We start from the raw sequence: 19,501 nt of genomic DNA, 5'->3' as shown, positions 1-19,501 counted from the left end.
GCAATCCCGGCTTGTCTGTTTTGTAGGATGAGGGTTTATAGCCTGTCGATCGCCTCGGCGAGACCGGCCAGTGTCAGCGGGTGCATACGCCCGCCAATCAGGTCATTCATCAGCTTGATGGAAGGATGCCAGAGCCACTCCCGTCTCGGGAGGGGATTGATCCACACCAGCCTGGGGTAGTGCTGTTGCAGCCGGGCGAGCCATACCTGACCCGCCTCTTCGTTCCAGTATTCGACCGCACCACCGGGCCAGGTGATCTCATAGGGGCCCATCTTGGCATCCCCCACCAAGATCACCCGATAGTCGCTGCCATAGGTGCGCAGCAGACGCCAGGTATCGAAGCGCTCCTCGAAACGGCGACGGTTGTCCTGCCAGACGAAGTCATAGAGGCAGTTGTGAAAATAGAAGAACTCCAGGTGCTTGAACTCGTGGCGCAGGGCCGAGAACAGCCGTTGTACCTCGGCCACGTGGCTGTCCATGGAGCCCCCCACATCGAAGAACACCAGCAGTTTGATGCCGTTGTGGCGCTCGGGTCTGAGTTTCACATCGAGCCAGCCCTGACGGGCCGTGCTGCGAATGGTGTCATCGAGATCCAGCTCGTCTGCATTGCCCTTGCGCACCCAGCGTCTGAGCCTTCGCAGGGCCAACTGGATGGCACGCTGACCCAGGGGGGAGTCATCGTCGCTGAAGTTGCGAAAGTGGCGCGCCTCCCACACCTTGGCGGCACGGCCATGTTGCCCCTCGCCCCCCATGCGGATCCCTTCGGGGTGGAAACCGCCGTGACCGAAGGGGCTGCTGCCGCCAGTACCCACCCACTTGTTGCCACCGGCGTGACGCTCTTTCTGCTCTGCCAGCCGCTGATTGAGAGTCTCCAGCAACTTGTCCAGCCCCCCCAAGGATTGCAGCAGGGCTTTTTCCCCCGGGCTCAACAGCCGTGTGAGCTCCTGGCGCAGCCAGTCGTCCGGCAGAGACTCCGGCAACAAGGGACTGGCCTGCAGCCCGTCATAATACTCGGCGAAGGCGCGATCGAAGCGATCGTAGTGGGCCTCGTCCTTCACCAGCAGGCAGCGGGCGAGCAGGTAGAACTCATCCATGTCGAGGCTGGCGAGCCGCGCTGCCAGTGCCCCGTGCAAGTCCAGCAATTCGCGCAGGCTGCAGGGCAGCTTGTGACGGCGCAGATGAAGGAAGAAATCAACCAGCATTCAGCCGCCACGCCGCGCCAGGAAGGCCAGCTTCTCGAACAGATGCAAGTCCTGCTCCGTCTTGAGCAGGGCACCGTAGAGGGCCGGCACCAGCTTGCCCGGCTCCCGGGTCCGCATCGCCTCCGGGGAGATGCCATCGGCCAGCAGCAGCCGGATCCAGTCAAGGAGTTCCGAGGTGGAGGGTTTCTTGCGCAGCCCCTCCACCGCCCGCAGCTCGAAGAAGAGAGACATGGCTTCGTCCAGCAGCGCCGCTTTCAATCCGGGATAGTGCAACTGGATGATGGCCTGCATCTCGGCCTTGTCGGGGAAGCGGATGTAATGGAAGAAGCAGCGGCGCAGGAAGGCATCCGGCAGCTCTTTCTCGTTGTTGGAGGTGATGATGACCACGGGGCGCTGGCGCGCTTTCACGCGCTCGCCGGTCTCATAGACGTCGAACTCCATGCGATCCAGTTCCAGCAGCAGATCGTTCGGAAACTCGATATCCGCCTTGTCTATCTCGTCGATGAGCAGCACGGGCCGCTGCTCGGCAGCGAAGGCCTGCCACAGCTTGCCACGGCGGATGTAGTGATTGATATCCCCCACCCGGGGATCCCCGAGCTGGGAGTCCCGCAACCGCGCCACGGCGTCGTATTCATAGAGCCCCTGCTGGGCCTTGGTGGTGGACTTGATGTGCCAGGCGATGAGCTCGGCGCCAAGTGACTCGGCCACCGCCTCCGCCAGCACCGTCTTGCCGGTACCAGGCTCACCCTTGATCAGCAGCGGTTTCTCCAGCACCACGGCCGCGTTGACGGCCATGCTCAGCTCTTTAGAGGCGAGATAGCGATCGCTTCCTGCAAATCCCATGGTGTCCATTTCCTTGGTAGCACAAGGCCCGGGCTGGACCTCGGTAATAAAGAATAAGTTCTATATGTTGTAATAACATATTGTTATAACGATTCGTCACTTCTCATTCAGAAATCACAGGGTAATCTTGTTTCATCGCCTTAACAAACACAGGGATAGCACCATGAGCAAAATTTTTGAGGACAACAGCCAAACCATAGGCAACACCCCGCTGGTTCGTCTCAACCGTGTTACCAAGGGCCGCGTGCTGGCCAAGATCGAGAGCCGCAACCCGAGCTTCAGCGTCAAATGCCGGATCGGTGCCAACCTCATCTGGGATGCCGAAAAGCGCGGCGTGCTGACCAAGGGCAAGGAGATCATCGAGCCCACCAGCGGTAACACCGGCATTGCTCTGGCCTTCGTGGCCGCCGCCCGCGGCTATCCCATTACCCTAACCATGCCCGCCACCATGAGCCTGGAGCGCCGCAAGCTGCTCAAGGCCCTGGGTGCCAATCTGGTGCTGACCGAAGGCCCACTCGGCATGAAGGGCGCCATCGCCAAGGCCAACGAGATCCTCGAATCCGAGCCGGGCAAGTATGTGCTGCTGCAACAGTTCGAAAACCCCGCCAACCCGGAGATCCACGAAAAGACCACAGGCCCCGAGATCTGGGAAGCCACCGACGGTGACGTCGATGTGTTCGTGGCGGGCGTCGGCACCGGCGGCACCATCACCGGTGTCTCCCGCTATATCAAGCAGACCAAGGGCAAGGCCATCGTCTCCGTCGCCGTCGAGCCGTCAGAATCCCCTGTCATCAGTCAGAAACTGGCCGGTCAGGAGATCAAACCCGGTCCTCACAAGATCCAGGGCATTGGCGCCGGCTTCATCCCGGGCAACCTGGACTTGACCCTGCTGGACCGCGTCGAGCAGGTGAGCAGCGAGGAGTCCATCGAGATGGCCCGTCGCCTGATGGAAGAGGAAGGCATTCTGGCTGGGATCAGCTCTGGCGCCGCCGTCGTGGCCGCCGCCCGTCTGGCCGAACTGCCGGAATTCGAGGGCAAGACCATCGTCGTCATCCTGCCGAGCGCCGCCGAGCGCTACCTCTCCAGCGCCCTGTTCGCCGGGGTGTTCAGCGAGCAGGAACTGCAGCAATAATTGATCCCCTTACATCAAAACAACGGCGCTCTTCGGAGCGCCGTTTTCTTTATGAGCTAAACTCTGTAGCCGACAGTGTCAGACGACCCTTATTTTTTGGGGTAAAATAACAAATTCCGGGATGACAAAAAAAGCAGACATTCTGTGATAAATCTCATATCCTGTGCCCCGTCACGAGGTGATTCCCGGCTAGGTATCACAAGGTAACAAAGTGTTATTTTTCGTTATAAATTAATCTCAAGCCAGTACTGATGCGGCCTGTAGAGCGATAACGAAAAAGAGTTAGCCGGGGCGCTGAATACTGCACAGAAAATTGACCTGGATTAAACCATTGCAGGTCTTATTTCGTTACTTTACAACATATCCATACTGACACGGTGAGACTGGAAGCCTCAAAAGCAACCACCTCTCCACACAATATCAATAATATGGGGTGAAACCATGTACGAGAAGTCTGTTGTTATTACTGCTGAAAACGGCCTGCACACCCGTCCCGCAGCTCAGTTCGTGAAAGAAGCCAAAGAATTCCAAAGCGAGATCACTGTGGTCTCCGGTGGCAAATCCGCCAGCGCCAAGAGCCTGTTCAAGCTGCAGACCCTGGGCCTGACCAAAGGCACCAACGTGACCATCCAGGCCGACGGCCCGGACGCACAGAAAGCCGTTGAGAAGCTGGTTGCCCTGATGGACGAGCTGGAGTAATCCAGCTTTATTCCTCCCCCACAGTCGTTTTAATAGGAAGGATTATGATATCTGGCATTCTTGCGTCCCCCGGTATCGCATTCGGCAAGGCGCTTCTTCTGAAAGAAGATGAAATCGTTATCAATCAGGGCAAGATTTCTGTTGACCAGATTGACGCCGAAATCAACCGCTTCCTCGAAGCCCGCACCAAGTCAGCCGCACAGCTGGAAGCCATCAAGGTGATGGCCGGTCGCACCTTCGGTGAAGAAAAAGAGGCCATCTTCGAAGGCCACATCATGCTGCTCGAAGACGAGGAGCTCGAAGGGGATATCAGATCCTTCATCAAAGACAACAAGGCATCCGCCGACAAAGCCATCTACGAGGTGATCGAGCAGTACGCCAAGATGATGGCCGAGCTGGATGACCCCTATCTGCGTGAGCGCGCCACCGACTTCCGTGACATCGGCACCCGTCTGGTGAAGAACGTGCTCGGCATCGCCGTTGTCAACCTGAGCACCATCGACGAAGAGGTCATCCTGGTCGCCAAAGACCTGACCCCGTCCGAAACCGCTCAGATCAACCTGAAATACGTGCTGGGTTTCGTTACCGATATCGGTGGCCGAACCTCTCACACCTCCATCATGGCCCGCTCCCTGGAGCTGCCGGCCATCGTGGGGACAAACGATATCACCGAGCGCGTCAAGAATGGTGACGTGCTGGTACTGGATGCGATCAACAACCAGATCGTCCTCAACCCGACCGCCGAACAGCTGGCCAAGTTCAAAGAGCTGCAGGCCCAGTTCCAGGCTGAGAAAGATGAGCTGGCCAAGCTGAAAGACTTGCCCGCCATCACCCTGGACGGTCACCAGGTCGAGGTGTGCGCCAACATCGGTACCGTCAAGGATACCGAGGGTGCCATCCGCAACGGCGCCGAAGGCGTGGGTCTGTACCGCACCGAATTCCTGTTCATGGACCGTGATGCGCTGCCGACCGAAGACGAGCAGTTCAAGGCCTACAAAGAAGTGGCAGAGGCCATGCCGGATCAGCCGATCATCGTCCGTACCATGGACATCGGCGGCGACAAAGAACTGCCATACATGAATTTCCCGAAAGAGATGAACCCCTTCCTGGGCTGGCGTGCCGTGCGGATCTTCTTCGATCGCGCCGACATCATGAACGCCCAGCTGCGGGCCATCCTGCGTGCCTCTGCCTTCGGCAAGCTGCGCATCATGTTCCCGATGATCATCTCCGTCGAAGAGTTCCGCAGCCTGAAGGCCACCGTGGAGACGCTCAAAGCCGAACTGCGCGCCGAAGGCAAAGCCTTTGATGAATCCATCGAAGTGGGTATCATGATCGAGACCCCGGCTGCAGCCGTGATGGCACATCATCTGGCCAAGGAAGTGGATTTCTTCAGTATCGGTACCAACGACCTGACCCAGTACACCCTGGCCGTCGACCGTGGTAACGAGATGATTTCCGCCATGTACAACCCGCTGTCACCTTCCGTCCTGACCCTGATCAAGATGGTCATCGACGCTTCCCATGACAATGGCAAGTGGACAGGTATGTGCGGCGAACTGGCCGGTGACGAACGCGCCACCTTGCTGCTGCTGGGTATGGGTCTGGATGAGTTCTCCATGAGCGCCATCTCTGTACCGCGTATCAAGAAGCTTATCCGTAACACCAACTTCGAAGATGTGAAGGCAATGGCAGACCAGGCCCTGAGCTATGCGACCGCCGCCGAAATCGAAGCCTGTGTAGATAACTTTATTAAGCAGAAGGCAGTCTGCTAAGATCGCTGCAAACAGCGACAATCATCTCTAGGAGCTTTTACTATGGGTCTGTTTGATAAACTGAAGAAACTGGTTTCCGATGACAGCTCTGACACCGGTGGCATCGAGATCTTTGCCCCCCTGTCAGGTGAAATCGTACCGATCGAAGACGTGCCCGATGTGGTCTTCGCCGAGAAGATCGTCGGCGACGGCATCGCCATCAAGCCGGCTGGCAACAAGATGGTCGCGCCGTGCGACGGCACCATCGGCAAGATCTTCGAGACCAACCACGCGTTCTCTCTGGAATCCGACTCTGGTATCGAGCTGTTCGTTCACTTCGGTATCGACACCGTTGAGCTGAAAGGCGAAGGCTTCACCCGTATCGCCCAGGAAGGTCAGCAGGTCAAGCGCGGTGACACCATCATCGAATTCGATCTGGCCGTACTGGAAGCCAAAGCCAAGTCTACCCTGACGCCTGTGGTCATCTCCAACATGGATGAGATCAAAGAGCTGATCAAGATGACTGGCGCCGTGACCGTCGGTGAGACCCCGGTGATCCGCATCAAGAAGTAATGCGATCCTGGCCTCGCGCCAGTGACTGCAACAAAAAACCGAAGCCCTGGGCTTCGGTTTTTTTATGGTCCCGTGTCAGAGACCATCAACCATGTCAGCATAGATATCCACCCATCCGGCAACTGACCGCAGCAACACACCGCAAAACAAAAATACCCAATAAAAAACCCTGCCAGATCTTCATCCGGCAGGGTTGTGATGGCCGTCACCGCCGAGTCAGGGCAGGCATATCCGGCTCTCACCGCCGCCCAGGGCCTCGACCCTCACCTGCACACCGATGCGCTCCACCAGGGTCTGTACATGGGAGATGACGCCGATCTGGCGCCCCGCCGCCTGCAGGGAGTCGAGGCTGGAGAGCGCGAGATCCAGGCTGTCCGGATCCAGGGTACCGAACCCTTCGTCGATAAACAGTGATTCGACCTGGGTCTGGCGTGACGAGAGGCTGGAGAGGGCCAGCGCCAGCGCCAGCGACACCAGGAAGCTCTCGCCACCGGAGAGGGAGTCCACCGAGCGCACCTCATCCCCCATGTCGAGATCCACCACCTGCAACGCCAGATCCGTGCCGGGTACCCGCTCCAGCCGATAGCGGGGAGAGAGCTCGGCGAGCTGGGCATTGGCCTCCAGCAACAAACGCTCAAGGGTCAGGCTCTGGGCGAAGGTGCGCAGTTTGGCGCCGCTGGCGGAGCCGATGAGATCGCTGAGCTGCTGCCAGTGATCCGCCACCCCTTGCTGGCGCGCCAGCGCCGCTTGCAGGCTGCCCGCCTGCGCCTGCGCCGCCTCGGCCTGGGCCAGGGTGCTCTTGCACTGGAACAACTGCTCCTCCAGCTCGCGGCAACGGGCTTCGCTGATGATCAGGGATTGGCCGAGCGCCTCGACGGAGAGAGCGCAGAGCTCGCCGTGATGTTCGCGATAACGCTCGAGCTTGGCCTCCTCCTGCGCCTGCGCTCGCTGGCGTTCACCGAGTCGGGTGCGCGCCTCGGCCAGGGCCTCGTCCAGTTGCTGCAGGGCCGCACGTCGCCCCTTGAGATCCTCGGCGGAGAGAGCCAGCAGACGGCGCAATTCGTACTCGGCGATGCCGAGGTTGCTGGCATGGGCGGCCCAATGACCCAGCACCTCCCGCTGACGACGGCTGCTTATCTGCTTGTCCTGCTCCAGATGGGCCAGGCGAGTCTTGAGTTCGGTGTGTTTTTCCCGCAGGGCATGCAGAGCCTGGGTCGCTGCCTCCAGCTGATGGTTCAGCCCATGCAGCCGCTGCTGCCACTCCTCCTCCACCTCGGCTATGGGGCGCCCGGCAAGGCAGGCGTCTCGATTGGCGAGCAATCCTTGCCGCTGCAGCTCCCCTTCCTTGTAATCCCGTTCCAGCTTGTGCAGCAGTTCGTTCTGGCTCGCCGTCCGCGCCTCCTGTGCACTCAGCATGGGCGTCAGATTCGCCACCTCGGCGCCGAGCCGCTCCCACTCCCTCTGTCCCTGCAGGCAGGCCTCACAACTCTCTTGCCACGCCTGCCAGCGAGCCCCTTCGGCCCAGGGACGCCAGGGCTCTGCTCCCATCTGCCGATCCAGCCTGGCCTCTCCCTGGACCAGTCGTTGGCGCAGGCCCGCCTCCTGCTCTTCCAGCCCCTTCAGTTCGGCCTCCCACTCGGCCTTCTGCCGCGCCTGCTCGTGCCAGCGCAGCTCAAAGGCCTGCAGGCGGGTACCGAGCTGGGCGAGCTGCTCCCGCAAGCCCGCCAGCGCCTGCTGTCCCTGCCGGGCCTGCTGCAACTGCTGCTCATACGCCGCCAGGCGCTGCTCCAGCGACTCTCCCTCTGTCAGCAGCCGGGCCTGCAATTCGGCCCATTCAGCCGGGCTCGGGTTAGGCGGCAACGACAGCCCCGACAGGCGCTGCCCCCCGAGCTCGGCCCAGCGCTGGGCAAGTTGTTCGGATCTTGCCATCAGTTCAGGCCGTTGTTGCTGGCGGGCCGCCAGCTGGCGGGTCAGCTCGGCCTGCTCACTCCGCCCCTGGATATGCAAGTGATTGAGCTGCTCCCACTCCAGCGCCAGTTGACGGGCACGCTCCCCCTGCTGGGCCAGAATGCCCGCGACCTGGGGCTGGCTCTGGCGATAGGGATGGTCGGTTGAGCCGCAGAGCGGGCAGGACATCTCATCTTGCAGCTCATGGCGATGCTGCTCGAAACTGGCCACGGCCCGGGCCTGCTCCAGCGCCAAGCGTGCCTCGTCGCGCTGGATGGCGAGGCGAGTCAGCACGGGCTCCCGCTCGTCATGCAGGGTTGCGAGACGGGCGAGCTGCTGTTCAAGCTGACTCAATTCCTGGCAGAGACGCTCCAACTGCTCGCTGTGGCTGCGCCCGCTTCGGGCCAGCTCCAGCAACTGATGCACCCGCGCCAGTTGCTGGGTATCGGCCTGGCGCTGCTCCTGCACGCTGGCGACTCTGACATCCCACTCCTCGGCCAGCCGTTGATCGTGCTGCTGTTGCAGCCGGATCTGCTCCTGCTGCCAATAGTCCCGCTCCTGCTGCCCCTGCTCCAGATCGGCCTTCAACTCTCGCAGGGCCAGATCCCGCTGCTCATGGAGCTGACGCAGGCGCTGCAATTGTCCCCTGCCCTCTGCCCAATCCTGCATGGCAGCCAGCAGGGGTTGCCACTGGGGCGCCAGCGGGATCAGCGTCTTGCGCTCATCGAGCCAGTTAGCCCAGCGCTGGCGGCTCTCTTCCAGTGCCTGCACCTGCTCGCGCTGCTGCTGGCACTCCTGCTGCAACGCAACTTGCAGGGCCCGGGCCTGGGTGCCCTGCTGCTTGATCTCCAGCAGCAGGTCGGCTTTTTCCCTGATCCGGGTGTCGAGATCCTGAGCCCGTTTGAGTTCGGGCTGCATGGCCCCCCATTCGCGCTCGGTCGCACTCTTTTGTGCCAACAGTTGTTGCTCATGCAGCACGGCCTGCTGCTGCGCCTGTTCAACCTGGATCAACTCAGGCCCCAACTGGCCAATGAGCAGTGCTTGCTGCTGCAATTCACGTTCAAGACGCGCCAACTCGTCATGGTCGGCACGCGCCACCTGGGCCTGCTCGGCGCGGGTGAACTCTTCTCGCAAAGGGGCCGCCTCACGGTGAGCCTGCTCGACGGCGGCCAGTTCAGTCTGGCCGGCCTGACAAGCCTGACTCAACGCCGCGATGCGCTCGCCCAGATCGCGAAAATCCTGCAGCAACTGCTGCTGCTGGCGCTCGTGCTTGAGTTCGGTGGCAAGGCTCTGCTGGCGAGCGACCCACTCCTCGCGGGTCGTCTCGTCCATCAGGGGAACATCGCCGAGGCGCTGTGCCAGTGTGGCCAACGCCTGCTGCTCGGCCCGGGCCCGCTCATGGGTCTGGATGGAGATGGCGGAGTAGAGCTCGGTACCGGTCATGCGCTCCAAGAGCGCAGAGCGCTCGTCCGCGCTCGATTTGAGGAAGGCGGCAAACTCCCCCTGGGGCAGGATCACCGCCCTTCGGAACTGCTCCCAGGAGAGGCCCACCAGTTCGTCGATGCGATCCTGCAGCTCCCGCTTACTGCCGGAGAAGACCTGGCCGCTCTCGACATCGGTCAGGCTGCGCTCCTGAGCCTGGAAACGCCCCTCAGCGCGGTTGCGGGCACGGCGCACTGCCCAGCGAGCTAGGTAGCGGCGGCCGTCACAGCCGCGAAACTGCACCTCGGCAAAACTGCTGGCATGACCGCGACTGAGGATGCCGCGCACGTCGTTGGCCTTGAGTTTCTCCTCGTCATCGACCCGCCCCACTTCGGCCACGTGCTTGCGATTGGCGATAAAGCGCGGCATCTCGTCGTAGAGGGCAAGGCAGATGGCATCGAGCAGGGTACTCTTGCCCGCGCCCGTATTGCCGGTAATGGCAAACAGGCCGGCGGCGCCGAGGGCCCCCCGGTTGAAATCGATGGTGAACTGACCGGTCAGGCTGGCGAGGTTCTCGCCAGAAAGGGAAAGGATCTTCATGAGTTCACGCCTCCATCCATGGCAAGCCGATGTCGATCGTGCTCTTGCCCCCATCAGCCCGCGTGTTGCCGGTGATGGCAAACAGGCCGGCGGCGCCGAGAGCCCCCCGGTTGAAATCGATGGTGAACTGGCTGGTCAGGCTGGCGAGGTTCTCGCCAGAGAGGGAGAGGATCTTCATGCCTGCTCCTCCTTCACCTGCACCAGGATCTCTTCAAACGAGGACACCAGTTCGGGAGAGGGTTCCCCCTCGAACTGACGCTGATAACAGAGCCTGAACACCTCGGTGGGGGAGATCTCGTCCAGCCTGCGGCGACTCACCCCGTCGGCAAGCCCCTGACCGGAACCCTGATAGCGGGTGCTGATACGGGCCAGACGCACCGGCTTGCCCGCCATGGCCGCCAATACGCGCTCGCGGATCCGGGCCTCGGGTTTGGGCAGCAGCAGTCGCACCTCGAGGAAGGGTTGGGCCTCTGCGGGCAATGGAGGCACCTCGAGCGCCGCGATGGCGTCGAGCGCCTCATCGAGGGCGCTCTCCGGCAGCCGGATCATCTCCACCGCGCGGGGCACGGGGATCCGCTCCAGCCCGGCCAGTTTGCCCTCCTCCAGCGTCACTTCCAGCACCTGATGGTTGTAATTCGCCTCGGCGAGAGACAGCGGCAGCGGCGAGCCGCTGTAGTGCACCCCGGGCGCCGGGCTCTGGGCCAGATGCAGATGCCCCAGAGCCGTGTAATCGGCCAGGGCGAAGATGTCGGCGGGCAGGGCGTGCTGGTTGCCGCCGAGTACCCGCCGCTCGGAGAGCTCGGAGAGCTGGCCCGCCGCCAGATAGGCGTGGCCCATGGCGATCAGCCCCTGGCCGGGCTCACAGCGTGCCCGGCCGGCATCCAGCACGGCGGCATAAACCTGGCGAACCCCTTCTATCAACCTGTCCTGCCCCTCTTCCAGGCATTCGACCCGCAGATCGCTGCTGCGCAGGAATGGCACGGCGGCGCACCAGGTGGCAACCTTGCCCGTCTTGTCTTGCAGCGGCACCAGCAGACGTTCGGTTTCGAGCCGCCCCTCGGCGTCCCGGCTGATGCTGCCAACCAGGTGCAGATCGAAGGCACGCAGCAGCTCGTGGGGAGCATCCAGCTTGGAGGGAGAGTCATGATTGCCACCGATAAGCACCATATTGAGATGGGGCAGCTCGGCGCGCAGCCGCGCCAGGAAGCGATAGAGCTGTTGCCAGGCGCTGGCGGGAGGGTTGGCGGTGTCGAACAGATCGCCGGCCACCAGCAGGGCGTCTATCTGCCGCGTCTTGATGGTATCGGCCAGCCAGTCGAGGAAGGCATCGTGTTCGAAACGGCGCTCATGGCCATGGAGTTGATGGCCAAGGTGCCAATCGGCTGTGTGCAGGATCTTCATGAGAAAGCGGCTCGGATAAAGAGGGAGGTAGTCGCGCTACCCTGTGCAGACAGGATGCGGACAGCGCTCCCTTTTTTCAAGCAAGACAACCCGCTAAATCAGGGCACTAGCCTCGGTGTCAGAGGGCCGGACAAGACATCTTGTACTGCAGATGGCCCGTCAGGGGATCGGACACCTCATCACCGATGACGAAGCCATGGCGGCGATAGAAGCGCACCGCCGGCTCGTTCTCCACGAACACCCGGGTATGCAGCTCCCGACCCTGAGCCCTCACCTCCTGCAGCAAGGCATGGCCCACCCCTCGCCCCTGACGGTCGGGGCGCACGAAGAGGGCGGCCAGGAAATCCTCCACCAATGCCGTGAAACCGAGCAAATCCCCCCGCTCTTCAAACACCCAGATACGGGCATGATCGAGGTAGCGGGTGCGCAAGTCCTCCTGAGCCTGCCACCAGCAGGAAGCGTCGACGAAATCATGGGCCTGCAGGGAGGCCAGCAGCCAGATTTCGACGATCTCTTCCATGTCTTCCGGCCGACTCAGTCTCAACATTTTTTTATCCTTGTTAACAAGCTGAACACATGCAGTCTAGGGGAGTTTCCTGCTGATTTTGGGGAGCAATATGGTGCCCTGTGAGCATGATCATCCTTTATTTAGCGAGAATGATTGGCTGATCACAAAGCGCCTCTCTAGTACAATGCCGGCCGGACAATCTATGAGACCGAGGACGCCATGTGGTTTAAAAACCTGCAGATTTATCGCTTTACCCGCCCCTTCGAGCTGACCGCAGAGCAGCTGGAAACCCAGCTTGAGGCCTGCGCCTTCACCCCCTGTGGCAGCCAGGACATCTCTCGCTTCGGCTGGGTCAAGCCCCTTGGCAAATTCGGTTCCACCCTGACCCACGCGGCCGCTGGCCACCTGCTCATCTGTGCTCGCAAGGAAGAGAAGATGCTGCCGGGTACCGTGGTTAAGGAGATGCTGGCGGAGAAGGTTGAGGCCATCGAGTTCGAACAGGGTCGTGCCCTCAAGAAGAAGGAGAAGGAGGCGCTGAAGGAGGAGATCATGCATACCCTGCTGCCCCGCGCCTTCAGCCGCACCAGCCAGACCTTCGCCTGGATCAACCCCGCCGACAACCTGATGGTGGTGGATGCGGGCTCCGCCAAGAAGGCGGACGATCTGCTGGCGCTGCTGCGCAAATCCATCGGCACCCTGCCGGTGGTGCCGGTAGCCCTCAAGAATCCGCCCGAGATCACCATGACCGAGTGGCTCAACGAAGGCAACCTGCCCGCCAGCTTCACCCTGGAGGACGAGGCCGAGCTGCGCAGCGCCATGGAACACGGTGGCATCATCCGCTGCAAGCAGCAGGATCTGATGAGCGACGAGATCAAGAACCACCTGGCCAACGACAAGCTGGTGACCAAGCTGGCCCTGAACTGGGGCGAGACCCTGAGCTTCGTGCTGGGGGACGATCTCTCCATCAAGCGGCTGAAGTTCAGCGAAGAGCTGCGTGAGCAGAATGACGATGTCACCAGCGAGGATCCCGCCGCCCGTCTGGATGCCGACTTCGCCCTGGTGACCGCGGAGCTCGCCCAGTTCATCCCGGCGCTGTTCGCCGCCCTGGGTGGGGAAGAGCAATCCATCTGAGAACGCCGCCCTGACGACAGGATCTAGCGTAAAAAAACCGCCAGCTGGCGGTTTTTTCATGTCTCGCCGGCCTTCGCCGCACTAGAGGGCTCCGCGCTCCTGCAACAGCCCGTGCAGCCGCTCCGCCAGGGTTCGGTAGCCCTGCTCGTTGAAGTGCACCGCATCGGATTTGAGGGCCGGGCTGCGCAGCAACTCACCGATGCTCTCGTTGTCCAGCACCAGTCGGTACTGATCCGCCAGCTCCCCGTAGAGGGGCGCCCCATCGGCGAACAGGGACTTGCGGGGCACCCCCACCAGCAGCAACTGGGCGCCGCTGCCTTGTACCATCTCTATCATGGCGGCGAGATTGGCCTTGAGGGCCCCCTCCCCGCGGCCACGCAGGATGTCGTTGCCCCCCTCCAGCAAGATGACAAGCGCCGGCCTGTGCTGGGCCAGCAAAGCGGGCAACCTGGCTCTGCCCGCTTCACTGAGCTCCCCCGAGACGCCGGCGTTGATGACGGGGTGACCGCTCAGTGTCGCCAGCACGCTGGGGTAACTCTGGGCCGGGTTGACTCCGCGTCCCTCGGTCAGGCTGTCGCCGAAGGCCAGAATGGTTTCTCCTGCGCCCAAAGGCCTGAACTCGGACTCGCCACACCCGGCCAGCAGCAGACAGAGCAAGCCCATCACGGCATTTCTCATTCTTCCCCCTTGGCACCTGGCATTCAATCATTGATAGATTTGTAACCATATGAGCAGAAAGACAATCTTTCAATAGTGTTCAAGTTGTGACAGATTTCGATGGTTGAACAAGAAACCGACAAGGAGAGTGTCATGTCCCTCAAGCCCCTCGGCCTGCTGGTAGCCCTTGGCCTGCTCGCAGGTTGCGCCCCCCAGAGTGCCTTCCACTATGTGCCCCCCTCCCAGACCCTGATCGCCCCCGAGGCGGCCAGCGGCTGGACCGACAAGCCCGGCTGGCAGGGCCACGACTTCATGGTGGCCGCCGCCAACCCGCTGGCGGTGGATGCGGGCTACCAGATCGTCAAGGCCGGTGGCAGCGCCGTCGATGCCGCCATCGCGGTGCAGCTGGTGCTGACCCTGGTGGAGCCGCAATCTTCCGGCATCGGGGGCGGCTCCTTGCTGCTGGTGTGGGACGGTCAACAGGTCATGGCGGTGGATGGCCGGGAGACGGCGCCGGCGGCGGCCACGGATCAGCTGTTCATGAAGGACGGCAAGCCCATGGCCTTCTACGACGGTGTGGTGGGGGGGCGCTCCGTCGGCGTACCGGGCACGGTGCGCGCTCTGGCGATGGCCCATCATCGCTATGGCAAGCTGCCCTGGGCCAGCCTGTTTGAACCCGCCATCACGCTCGCAGAGCAGGGGTTTGTCATCAGCCCGCGTCTCGCCACCCTGATTGCCAAGGATCCCTATCTCGCGCGCGACCCCGAGGCCCGCGCCTACTTCTATCAACCGGATGGTTCCCCCAAGCCCGCCGGCACCAGGCTGACCAACCCGGCCCTGGCCAAGGTACTGAAGACCCTGGCCAATGAGGGGGCCGACGCCTTCTATCGGGGGCCGCTCGCCGACGCCATGGTGGCCAAGGTGCGTCAGCACCCCACCAATCCGGGCGTGCTGGCGGCGGCGGACCTCGCCAGTTACAGCGCCAAACTGCGGGACGGCCTCTGTTTTGACTATCGCCAGCGCGAGATCTGCGGCTTCCCCACCCCCTCCTCCGGCACCATCGCCCTCGGCCAGATCTTCGGCATGCTGGAGAGTCGGGACATGGCGGCCCTCAAGCCGGTGACCGGGCCTGACGGCAAGCTCGCCGCCTCCGCCGAGGCCATCCACCTCTACAGCGAGGCGGCGCGACTCGCCTTTGCCGACCGCAACCAGTATGTGGCCGACGGCGACGTCGTCTCCGTACCGGTGGCGGGCATGCTGGACAAAGGCTATCTCGCCGAGCGGGGCAGCCTCATCGGGCCGCGCTCCATGGGCGTGGCCAAAGCCGGCAATCCGCCCCAGGCACTCGCCCGTGGCCGGGATGCCACCCCGGAACTCCCCTCCACCAGCCATGTCTCCATCGTCGACAAGGCGGGGATGGCCATCTCCATGACCAGCTCCATCGAGGATGGCTTCGGTGCCAGGTTGATGGTGAACGGTTATCTGCTCAATAACCAGCTCACCGACTTCTCCTTCACCTCGGTGGATGCGGCCGGCCTGCCGGTGGCGAACCGGGTCGAGCCCGGCAAGCGCCCCCGCTCCTCCATGTCCCCCCTGCTGGTGTTTGACAAGCAAAATGGGGAGCTTGAGATGAGCCTCGGCTCACCGGGAGGCTCCGCCATCATCAACTACGTGGGCAAGGCGCTGCTGGGCACCCAGGACTGGGGACTCAATCTGCAGCAAGCCATCGACTTGCCGAACTTTGGCAGCCGCAACGGCCCCACCGAGCTAGAGCAGGGGCGAACCCCCACCACCGTCATCGAGGGGCTCAAGGCCAGAGGGCACGAGGTGGTGCTCAACGAGCAGACCTCGGGACTGCAGGGGGTGGAGCGCAACGCCAGCGGCTGGTTTGGCGCCGCCGATCCCCGGCGCGAAGGGGTCGCCAGGGGCGAATAACGACTCGCATATAACGTGGTCTTTCCATCACGACGAAGGCGGCCTGGGGCCGCCTTTCTATTCAACACGGCAACTCATCACCGATTGATTAAATCTGCCACGGGAAGAAGAAAAGACACCCTTTTTCTCCATAATAATTATGTTTATGCGCCTTTTATCTCAATTTACGTCTTAAACTTGGATAAGTGTTGTTCCAGGCAGATAAATACATTATTTTTCAATAGAAACGGCCACTGTTGTCCCCCAACTTCCTGCTTGCTGCGGCCAACACTGTCTCTTTCGCCCCCTGCTCATTGACAGCTGCCCTCTTCGCCACCAAGCGATCTGGTAGCCCCTGACTGCCATTAGCGAGGTGACGACATGGACCACTCACTCCCCCTTATCACGACCCTGGTTGGCGGCCTGGTGCTGGCCTATATCTTCGGCATGCTGGCAAGCCGCCTGCGCATTTCCCCCATGGTGGGCTATCTTGCCGCCGGGGTCATATGCGGCCCGTTCACCCCGGGTTATGTCGCCGATCTGCAGCTCGCCCCCGAGCTCGCCGAGATCGGGGTCATCTTGCTGATGTTCGGGGTCGGCCTGCACTTTTCCGTGAAAGATCTGCTCTCCGTCAAACACATCGCCATCCCGGGTGCCATCGTTCAGATAACGCTCGCGACCCTGCTCGGTCTCGGCCTCTCCCAGTTGCTCGGCTGGAGCATCACCGCCGGGGTAGTGTTCGGCCTAGCTCTCTCCACCGCCAGCACGGTAGTGTTGCTGCGGGCCCTGGAGAGCCGGGGCCAGGTCGATACCAACGAGGGGCGCATCGCCATTGGCTGGCTCATCGTCGAGGATCTGGTGATGGTGCTGGCACTGGTGCTGCTCCCCATCCTCGCCAACCTGCAACAGGGGGACGAGAGCCTGACCCTGGGTCATGTGCTGCGGGATATCGGTTTTACCCTGGCTAAGGTGGCCGCCTTCATCGCACTGATGGCCATCGGCGGTCGACGCCTCATCCCCTGGCTGCTGGCCCGCACCGCCGCCACCGGCTCCCGCGAGCTGTTCACCCTGGCCGTACTCTCCTGCTCCCTTGGCATCGCCTTCGGTGCGGTCAAGCTGTTCGGGGTCTCCTTCGCCCTCGGCGCCTTCTTCGCCGGAGTGGTGATGAACAGCTCCCACCTCAGCCACAAGGCCGCCAACGATACCCTGCCATTGCAGGATGCCTTCGCCGTGCTTTTCTTCGTCTCCGTGGGCATGCTGTTCGATCCCACCATTTTGCTGCGCGAGCCCTTGGCAGTGCTGGCGACCATCTTCGTCATCGTCTTCGGCAAGTCGGTGGCGGCCTTCGCCATCGTGCGGCTGTTCGGCCACAGCCAACGCACCGCGCTGACCATCTCCGCCAGCCTGGCCCAGGTGGGGGAGTTCTCCTTCATCCTGATGGGGCTCGGGGTCATGCTGGAACTGGTGCCGGATGTCGCCCGTGATCTGGTGCTGGTCGGGGCCTGCTTCTCCATCATGCTCAACCCTCTGGTATTCAACCAGGCCGAGCGCTGGCTGAAGCGCAGTCCGGAGCCACACGAGGTTCCTCCCCAGTGCGCCCTGCAGGGACATGTCGTGGTGGTGGGGGCCGAGGCCATCGGCAGCCATCTCATTCGGCAGTTGCGCGAGCAAGGGCGAGAGATGGTGGTGATCGACACGGAAGAGCGACTGCTGGAGCCCTGGCGCGCACAGGGGATCACCTGCCTCACCGGCCATCCTATCCAGCATGATCTGTTGTCGGTGGCCCTGCCCAATGCCAGCTGGTTACTGATCACCCTGGAAGACAGCCTGCTAGCAGGTGAAATCGCTGCGGCGGCGCGGGAACAGGGCGCCTTGCTGCGCATTGCCGCCTGTGGCCAGCAAACCGAAGAGGTGCATCATCTGCGGGTACGCGGAGTACATCAGGTTGTGCAGCAGGAAGAGGAGGTGGCGCGCCGCCTCTGTCAACTGGCGACTCAGCCGACCTGATCCCTCTCTATGCAGGCCATGTCAGCATGACATGAACCACGAATACAATCGCCCGGGTCAATAACCCGGGCGATTCATATGGTGACAGGCACATCCTCCAAGGAGTTACAGCAGATCGTGTTTGTCCAGCAGCCGATAAAGGGTCGCGCGGGAGATATCGAGCTGACGGGCGACCTCTTCCAGTTGATCCGGGAAACGAGCCAGGGTCTGCTGCAGGGCCTGGCGCTCTGCCGCCTCCCGCACCGCCTTGAGGGAACCATCCAGCAGCAGGGAGTCCATATTGGTCAGCTCCATGTCGTGGGCCTCGATATAGGGGCCGGAGCACATGACGGCTGCCCGCTGCACCCGGTTGCGCAGCTCCCTCACATTGCCCGGCCAGCCGTAAGACTGCATGGCCTGACGCGCCTTGTGGGTGAAACTCAGCACCCGCCCACCGCGCACCTCGGCCAGAATGTCATCAGCCAGCAGCTGGATGTCTTCGGTCCGCTCGCGCAGGGCGGGGGTGCGCAACCTCACCACGTTGAGCCGGTAGTAGAGATCCATGCGAAATCCGCCATTGGCGACCGCCTGCTCCACATCGATATTGGTGGCGGCAATGACCCTGACATCGACATTGCGAGACAAGTGGCTGCCCACCGCCTCTATGCTCTGCTCCTGCAAAAAACGTAGCAGAGTGGCTTGATCCTCCAGCGGCAACTCACCTATCTCGTCCAGAAACAGCGTGCCGCCGTCGGCCGCCTCTATTTTGCCTATCTTGCGGCTCTGGGCGCCGGTGAAGGCCCCCTTCACATGGCCGAACAACTCGGACTGGATCAGCTGATGGGACATGGCGCCACAATTGACGGCGACGAAGGGGCTCTCTTCCCCGAAGGTGCTGTAGTGCAGCTCCCTGGCGACCAGCTCCTTGCCGGTACCGCTCGGCCCCGTCACCAACACCGGCAGGCGACAATGCTGCAAACGCATGATCTGATCCCGAAGCTCCCGGATGGGGGAGCTCTCCCCTTGAATGAAGCGCAACTGTGCCGGCAACTTGGGCCGATGACGCCGGATAAGCTGTGCCATTCCCAGTGCATGTCCCAGGCTGTGGGCGAGCCTGTCCGGCTCGAGGGGAAAGGTGTGAAAGTCATGGAAGCAGGCGGCGAGCAGATTGCGCAGCGGCTCGCTCGCCAGGCAGTCCCGATGGATCAAGCCAATCCACAGGCTGCTGGCGTGATCGGCAATCAGGCTGTGCAGCGCCTCGTGCTGATCCGGTTCTATCGCCACCAGCACCAGCGGATAGTCATGCTCCTTCAGTTTCTTCTCTGCCACCGCCAGGGAGGCCGCCCGCTCGATTCGCCACTCCCCCTCCACCAACAGGCTTTCCAGCACGGCGCATGAGTTGATGAGTAACAATGCCGTTTCGGTCATATGGGAACCTCCACGAAGTGCCTTAAAAACGAGAGAGCCGGAGCATGATGCATCAGGCTCACTCTTTTTATTCTCGGAGACATATTAACGCTTTCAAATGACGCCCATCTCCCATCGCCAGACGATGTTAACTATAACTCATCCCATTTATAGACTAATGGCACCACAATAATGAGAACGTCATTTTATGAGTGAGAACGAATAAAGCCATTGATAAACAGTGTGTTAATGACGGGTATAAAAATTCGTCTCAACACTGAGACTTGATGACAATGAAGGCAATTAAAAAATTGTTAAAAATCAAATG

The 19,501-nt window shown here is 61.7% G+C and carries 15 protein-coding genes; 7 read left to right on the top strand and 8 right to left on the bottom strand.

Features of this window, described 5'->3' with window-relative positions; translation table 11 throughout:
• Window positions 1-35: 35 nt before the first annotated feature.
• Together ABNP46_RS06065 and ABNP46_RS06060 are read right to left on the bottom strand one after the other, a co-directional pair.
• Complete coding sequence (locus tag ABNP46_RS06065) at window positions 36-1,202, bottom strand: vWA domain-containing protein (protein ID WP_349921515.1); 1,167 nt, start codon at window positions 1,200-1,202, stop codon at window positions 36-38.
• On the bottom strand, window positions 1,203-2,045 hold the full coding sequence (locus ABNP46_RS06060; protein ID WP_349921514.1) for an AAA family ATPase: 843 nt from the start codon (window positions 2,043-2,045) through the stop codon (window positions 1,203-1,205).
• A 163-nt stretch (window positions 2,046-2,208) separates the two neighbouring features.
• On the opposite strand from ABNP46_RS06060, the gene cysK reads away from it, so the two are divergent.
• The 4 genes from cysK to crr all read left to right on the top strand — a co-directional run bounded on the left by cysK (window position 2,209) and on the right by crr (window position 6,200).
• Window positions 2,209-3,177 (top strand): cysteine synthase A, encoded by a 969-nt coding sequence (gene cysK, locus ABNP46_RS06055; RefSeq protein WP_349921513.1) that lies wholly within the window; start codon window positions 2,209-2,211, stop codon window positions 3,175-3,177.
• A gap of 441 nt (window positions 3,178-3,618) precedes the next feature.
• Complete coding sequence (locus ABNP46_RS06050) at window positions 3,619-3,876, top strand: HPr family phosphocarrier protein (RefSeq protein ID WP_005303128.1); 258 nt, start codon at window positions 3,619-3,621, stop codon at window positions 3,874-3,876.
• Window positions 3,877-3,920: 44 nt separating this feature from the next.
• Window positions 3,921-5,648 carry a phosphoenolpyruvate-protein phosphotransferase PtsI gene (gene ptsI / locus ABNP46_RS06045; RefSeq protein ID WP_349921512.1) on the top strand — a complete coding sequence of 576 codons (1,728 nt, stop codon included), beginning with the start codon at window positions 3,921-3,923 and terminating at the stop codon, window positions 5,646-5,648.
• Window positions 5,649-5,690: 42 nt separating this feature from the next.
• Window positions 5,691-6,200: a PTS glucose transporter subunit IIA gene (gene crr, locus ABNP46_RS06040; protein WP_042061931.1), complete on the top strand. Its 510-nt coding sequence runs from the start codon at window positions 5,691-5,693 to the stop codon at window positions 6,198-6,200.
• A 216-nt stretch (window positions 6,201-6,416) separates the two neighbouring features.
• On the opposite strand, the gene ABNP46_RS06035 is transcribed toward crr, so the two are convergent.
• The 4 genes from ABNP46_RS06035 to ABNP46_RS06020 form a co-directional block, all read right to left on the bottom strand.
• Window positions 6,417-10,169 carry an AAA family ATPase gene (locus ABNP46_RS06035; RefSeq protein WP_349921511.1) on the bottom strand — a complete coding sequence of 1,251 codons (3,753 nt, stop codon included), beginning with the start codon at window positions 10,167-10,169 and terminating at the stop codon, window positions 6,417-6,419.
• A gap of 4 nt (window positions 10,170-10,173) precedes the next feature.
• Window positions 10,174-10,347, bottom strand: a complete 174-nt coding sequence (locus ABNP46_RS06030) for an exonuclease SbcC (protein WP_349921510.1) — start codon at window positions 10,345-10,347, stop codon at window positions 10,174-10,176.
• Window positions 10,344-11,570: an exonuclease SbcCD subunit D C-terminal domain-containing protein gene (locus ABNP46_RS06025; RefSeq protein WP_349921509.1), complete on the bottom strand. Its 1,227-nt coding sequence runs from the start codon at window positions 11,568-11,570 to the stop codon at window positions 10,344-10,346. Before ABNP46_RS06025 ends, ABNP46_RS06030 begins: the two co-directional genes overlap by 4 nt.
• A 118-nt stretch (window positions 11,571-11,688) precedes the next feature.
• Window positions 11,689-12,117: a GNAT family N-acetyltransferase gene (locus ABNP46_RS06020; RefSeq protein ID WP_349921508.1), complete on the bottom strand. Its 429-nt coding sequence runs from the start codon at window positions 12,115-12,117 to the stop codon at window positions 11,689-11,691.
• Between the two features lie 180 nt (window positions 12,118-12,297).
• Here ABNP46_RS06020 and rdgC point away from each other — a divergent pair, with 180 nt between their 5' ends.
• Entirely contained in the window at window positions 12,298-13,209 is a 912-nt protein-coding gene (gene rdgC / locus ABNP46_RS06015; protein WP_349921507.1) for a recombination-associated protein RdgC, read from the top strand.
• A gap of 81 nt (window positions 13,210-13,290) precedes the next feature.
• Here rdgC and ABNP46_RS06010 read toward each other — a convergent pair whose 3' ends face one another.
• On the bottom strand, window positions 13,291-13,887 hold the full coding sequence (locus tag ABNP46_RS06010) for a GDSL-type esterase/lipase family protein (RefSeq protein ID WP_349921506.1): 597 nt from the start codon (window positions 13,885-13,887) through the stop codon (window positions 13,291-13,293).
• A 132-nt stretch (window positions 13,888-14,019) separates the two neighbouring features.
• On the opposite strand from ABNP46_RS06010, the gene ggt reads away from it, so the two are divergent.
• Both ggt and ybaL read left to right on the top strand, forming a co-directional pair.
• Complete coding sequence (gene ggt, locus ABNP46_RS06005) at window positions 14,020-15,801, top strand: gamma-glutamyltransferase (protein ID WP_349922402.1); 1,782 nt, start codon at window positions 14,020-14,022, stop codon at window positions 15,799-15,801.
• Between the two features lie 360 nt (window positions 15,802-16,161).
• Window positions 16,162-17,787, top strand: a complete 1,626-nt coding sequence (gene ybaL / locus ABNP46_RS06000; protein ID WP_349921505.1) for a YbaL family putative K(+) efflux transporter — start codon at window positions 16,162-16,164, stop codon at window positions 17,785-17,787.
• A 105-nt stretch (window positions 17,788-17,892) separates the two neighbouring features.
• On the opposite strand, the gene ABNP46_RS05995 is transcribed toward ybaL, so the two are convergent.
• Complete coding sequence (locus tag ABNP46_RS05995; protein WP_349921504.1) at window positions 17,893-19,194, bottom strand: sigma-54 dependent transcriptional regulator; 1,302 nt, start codon at window positions 19,192-19,194, stop codon at window positions 17,893-17,895.
• Between the last annotated feature and the right edge of the window lie 307 nt (window positions 19,195-19,501).

This window comes from Aeromonas veronii (genome assembly GCF_040215105.1).
Classification (GTDB): Bacteria; Pseudomonadota; Gammaproteobacteria; order Enterobacterales; family Aeromonadaceae; genus Aeromonas; species Aeromonas veronii_G.
Note: the sequence above shows the minus strand (reverse complement) of the source record. Positions and strands in the feature narration are given on the sequence as shown.

Bases quoted from the DNA above. Each gene is read 5' to 3' on its own strand.
- ABNP46_RS06065 (WP_349921515.1), bottom strand. From the start codon at position 1,202: ATGCTGGTTGATTTCTTCCTTCATCTGCGCCGTCACAAGCTGCCCTGC.
- ABNP46_RS06060 (WP_349921514.1), bottom strand. From the start codon at position 2,045: ATGGGATTTGCAGGAAGCGATCGCTATCTCGCCTCTAAAGAGCTGAGC.
- cysK (WP_349921513.1), top strand. From the start codon at position 2,209: ATGAGCAAAATTTTTGAGGACAACAGCCAAACCATAGGCAACACCCCG.
- ABNP46_RS06050 (WP_005303128.1), top strand. From the start codon at position 3,619: ATGTACGAGAAGTCTGTTGTTATTACTGCTGAAAACGGCCTGCACACC.
- ptsI (WP_349921512.1), top strand. From the start codon at position 3,921: ATGATATCTGGCATTCTTGCGTCCCCCGGTATCGCATTCGGCAAGGCG.
- crr (WP_042061931.1), top strand. From the start codon at position 5,691: ATGGGTCTGTTTGATAAACTGAAGAAACTGGTTTCCGATGACAGCTCT.
- ABNP46_RS06035 (WP_349921511.1), bottom strand. From the start codon at position 10,169: ATGAAGATCCTTTCCCTTTCTGGCGAGAACCTCGCCAGCCTGACCGGT.
- ABNP46_RS06030 (WP_349921510.1), bottom strand. From the start codon at position 10,347: ATGAAGATCCTCTCCCTCTCTGGCGAGAACCTCGCCAGCCTGACCAGC.
- ABNP46_RS06025 (WP_349921509.1), bottom strand. From the start codon at position 11,570: ATGAAGATCCTGCACACAGCCGATTGGCACCTTGGCCATCAACTCCAT.
- ABNP46_RS06020 (WP_349921508.1), bottom strand. From the start codon at position 12,117: ATGTTGAGACTGAGTCGGCCGGAAGACATGGAAGAGATCGTCGAAATC.
- rdgC (WP_349921507.1), top strand. From the start codon at position 12,298: ATGTGGTTTAAAAACCTGCAGATTTATCGCTTTACCCGCCCCTTCGAG.
- ABNP46_RS06010 (WP_349921506.1), bottom strand. From the start codon at position 13,887: ATGAGAAATGCCGTGATGGGCTTGCTCTGTCTGCTGCTGGCCGGGTGT.
- ggt (WP_349922402.1), top strand. From the start codon at position 14,020: ATGTCCCTCAAGCCCCTCGGCCTGCTGGTAGCCCTTGGCCTGCTCGCA.
- ybaL (WP_349921505.1), top strand. From the start codon at position 16,162: ATGGACCACTCACTCCCCCTTATCACGACCCTGGTTGGCGGCCTGGTG.
- ABNP46_RS05995 (WP_349921504.1), bottom strand. From the start codon at position 19,194: ATGACCGAAACGGCATTGTTACTCATCAACTCATGCGCCGTGCTGGAA.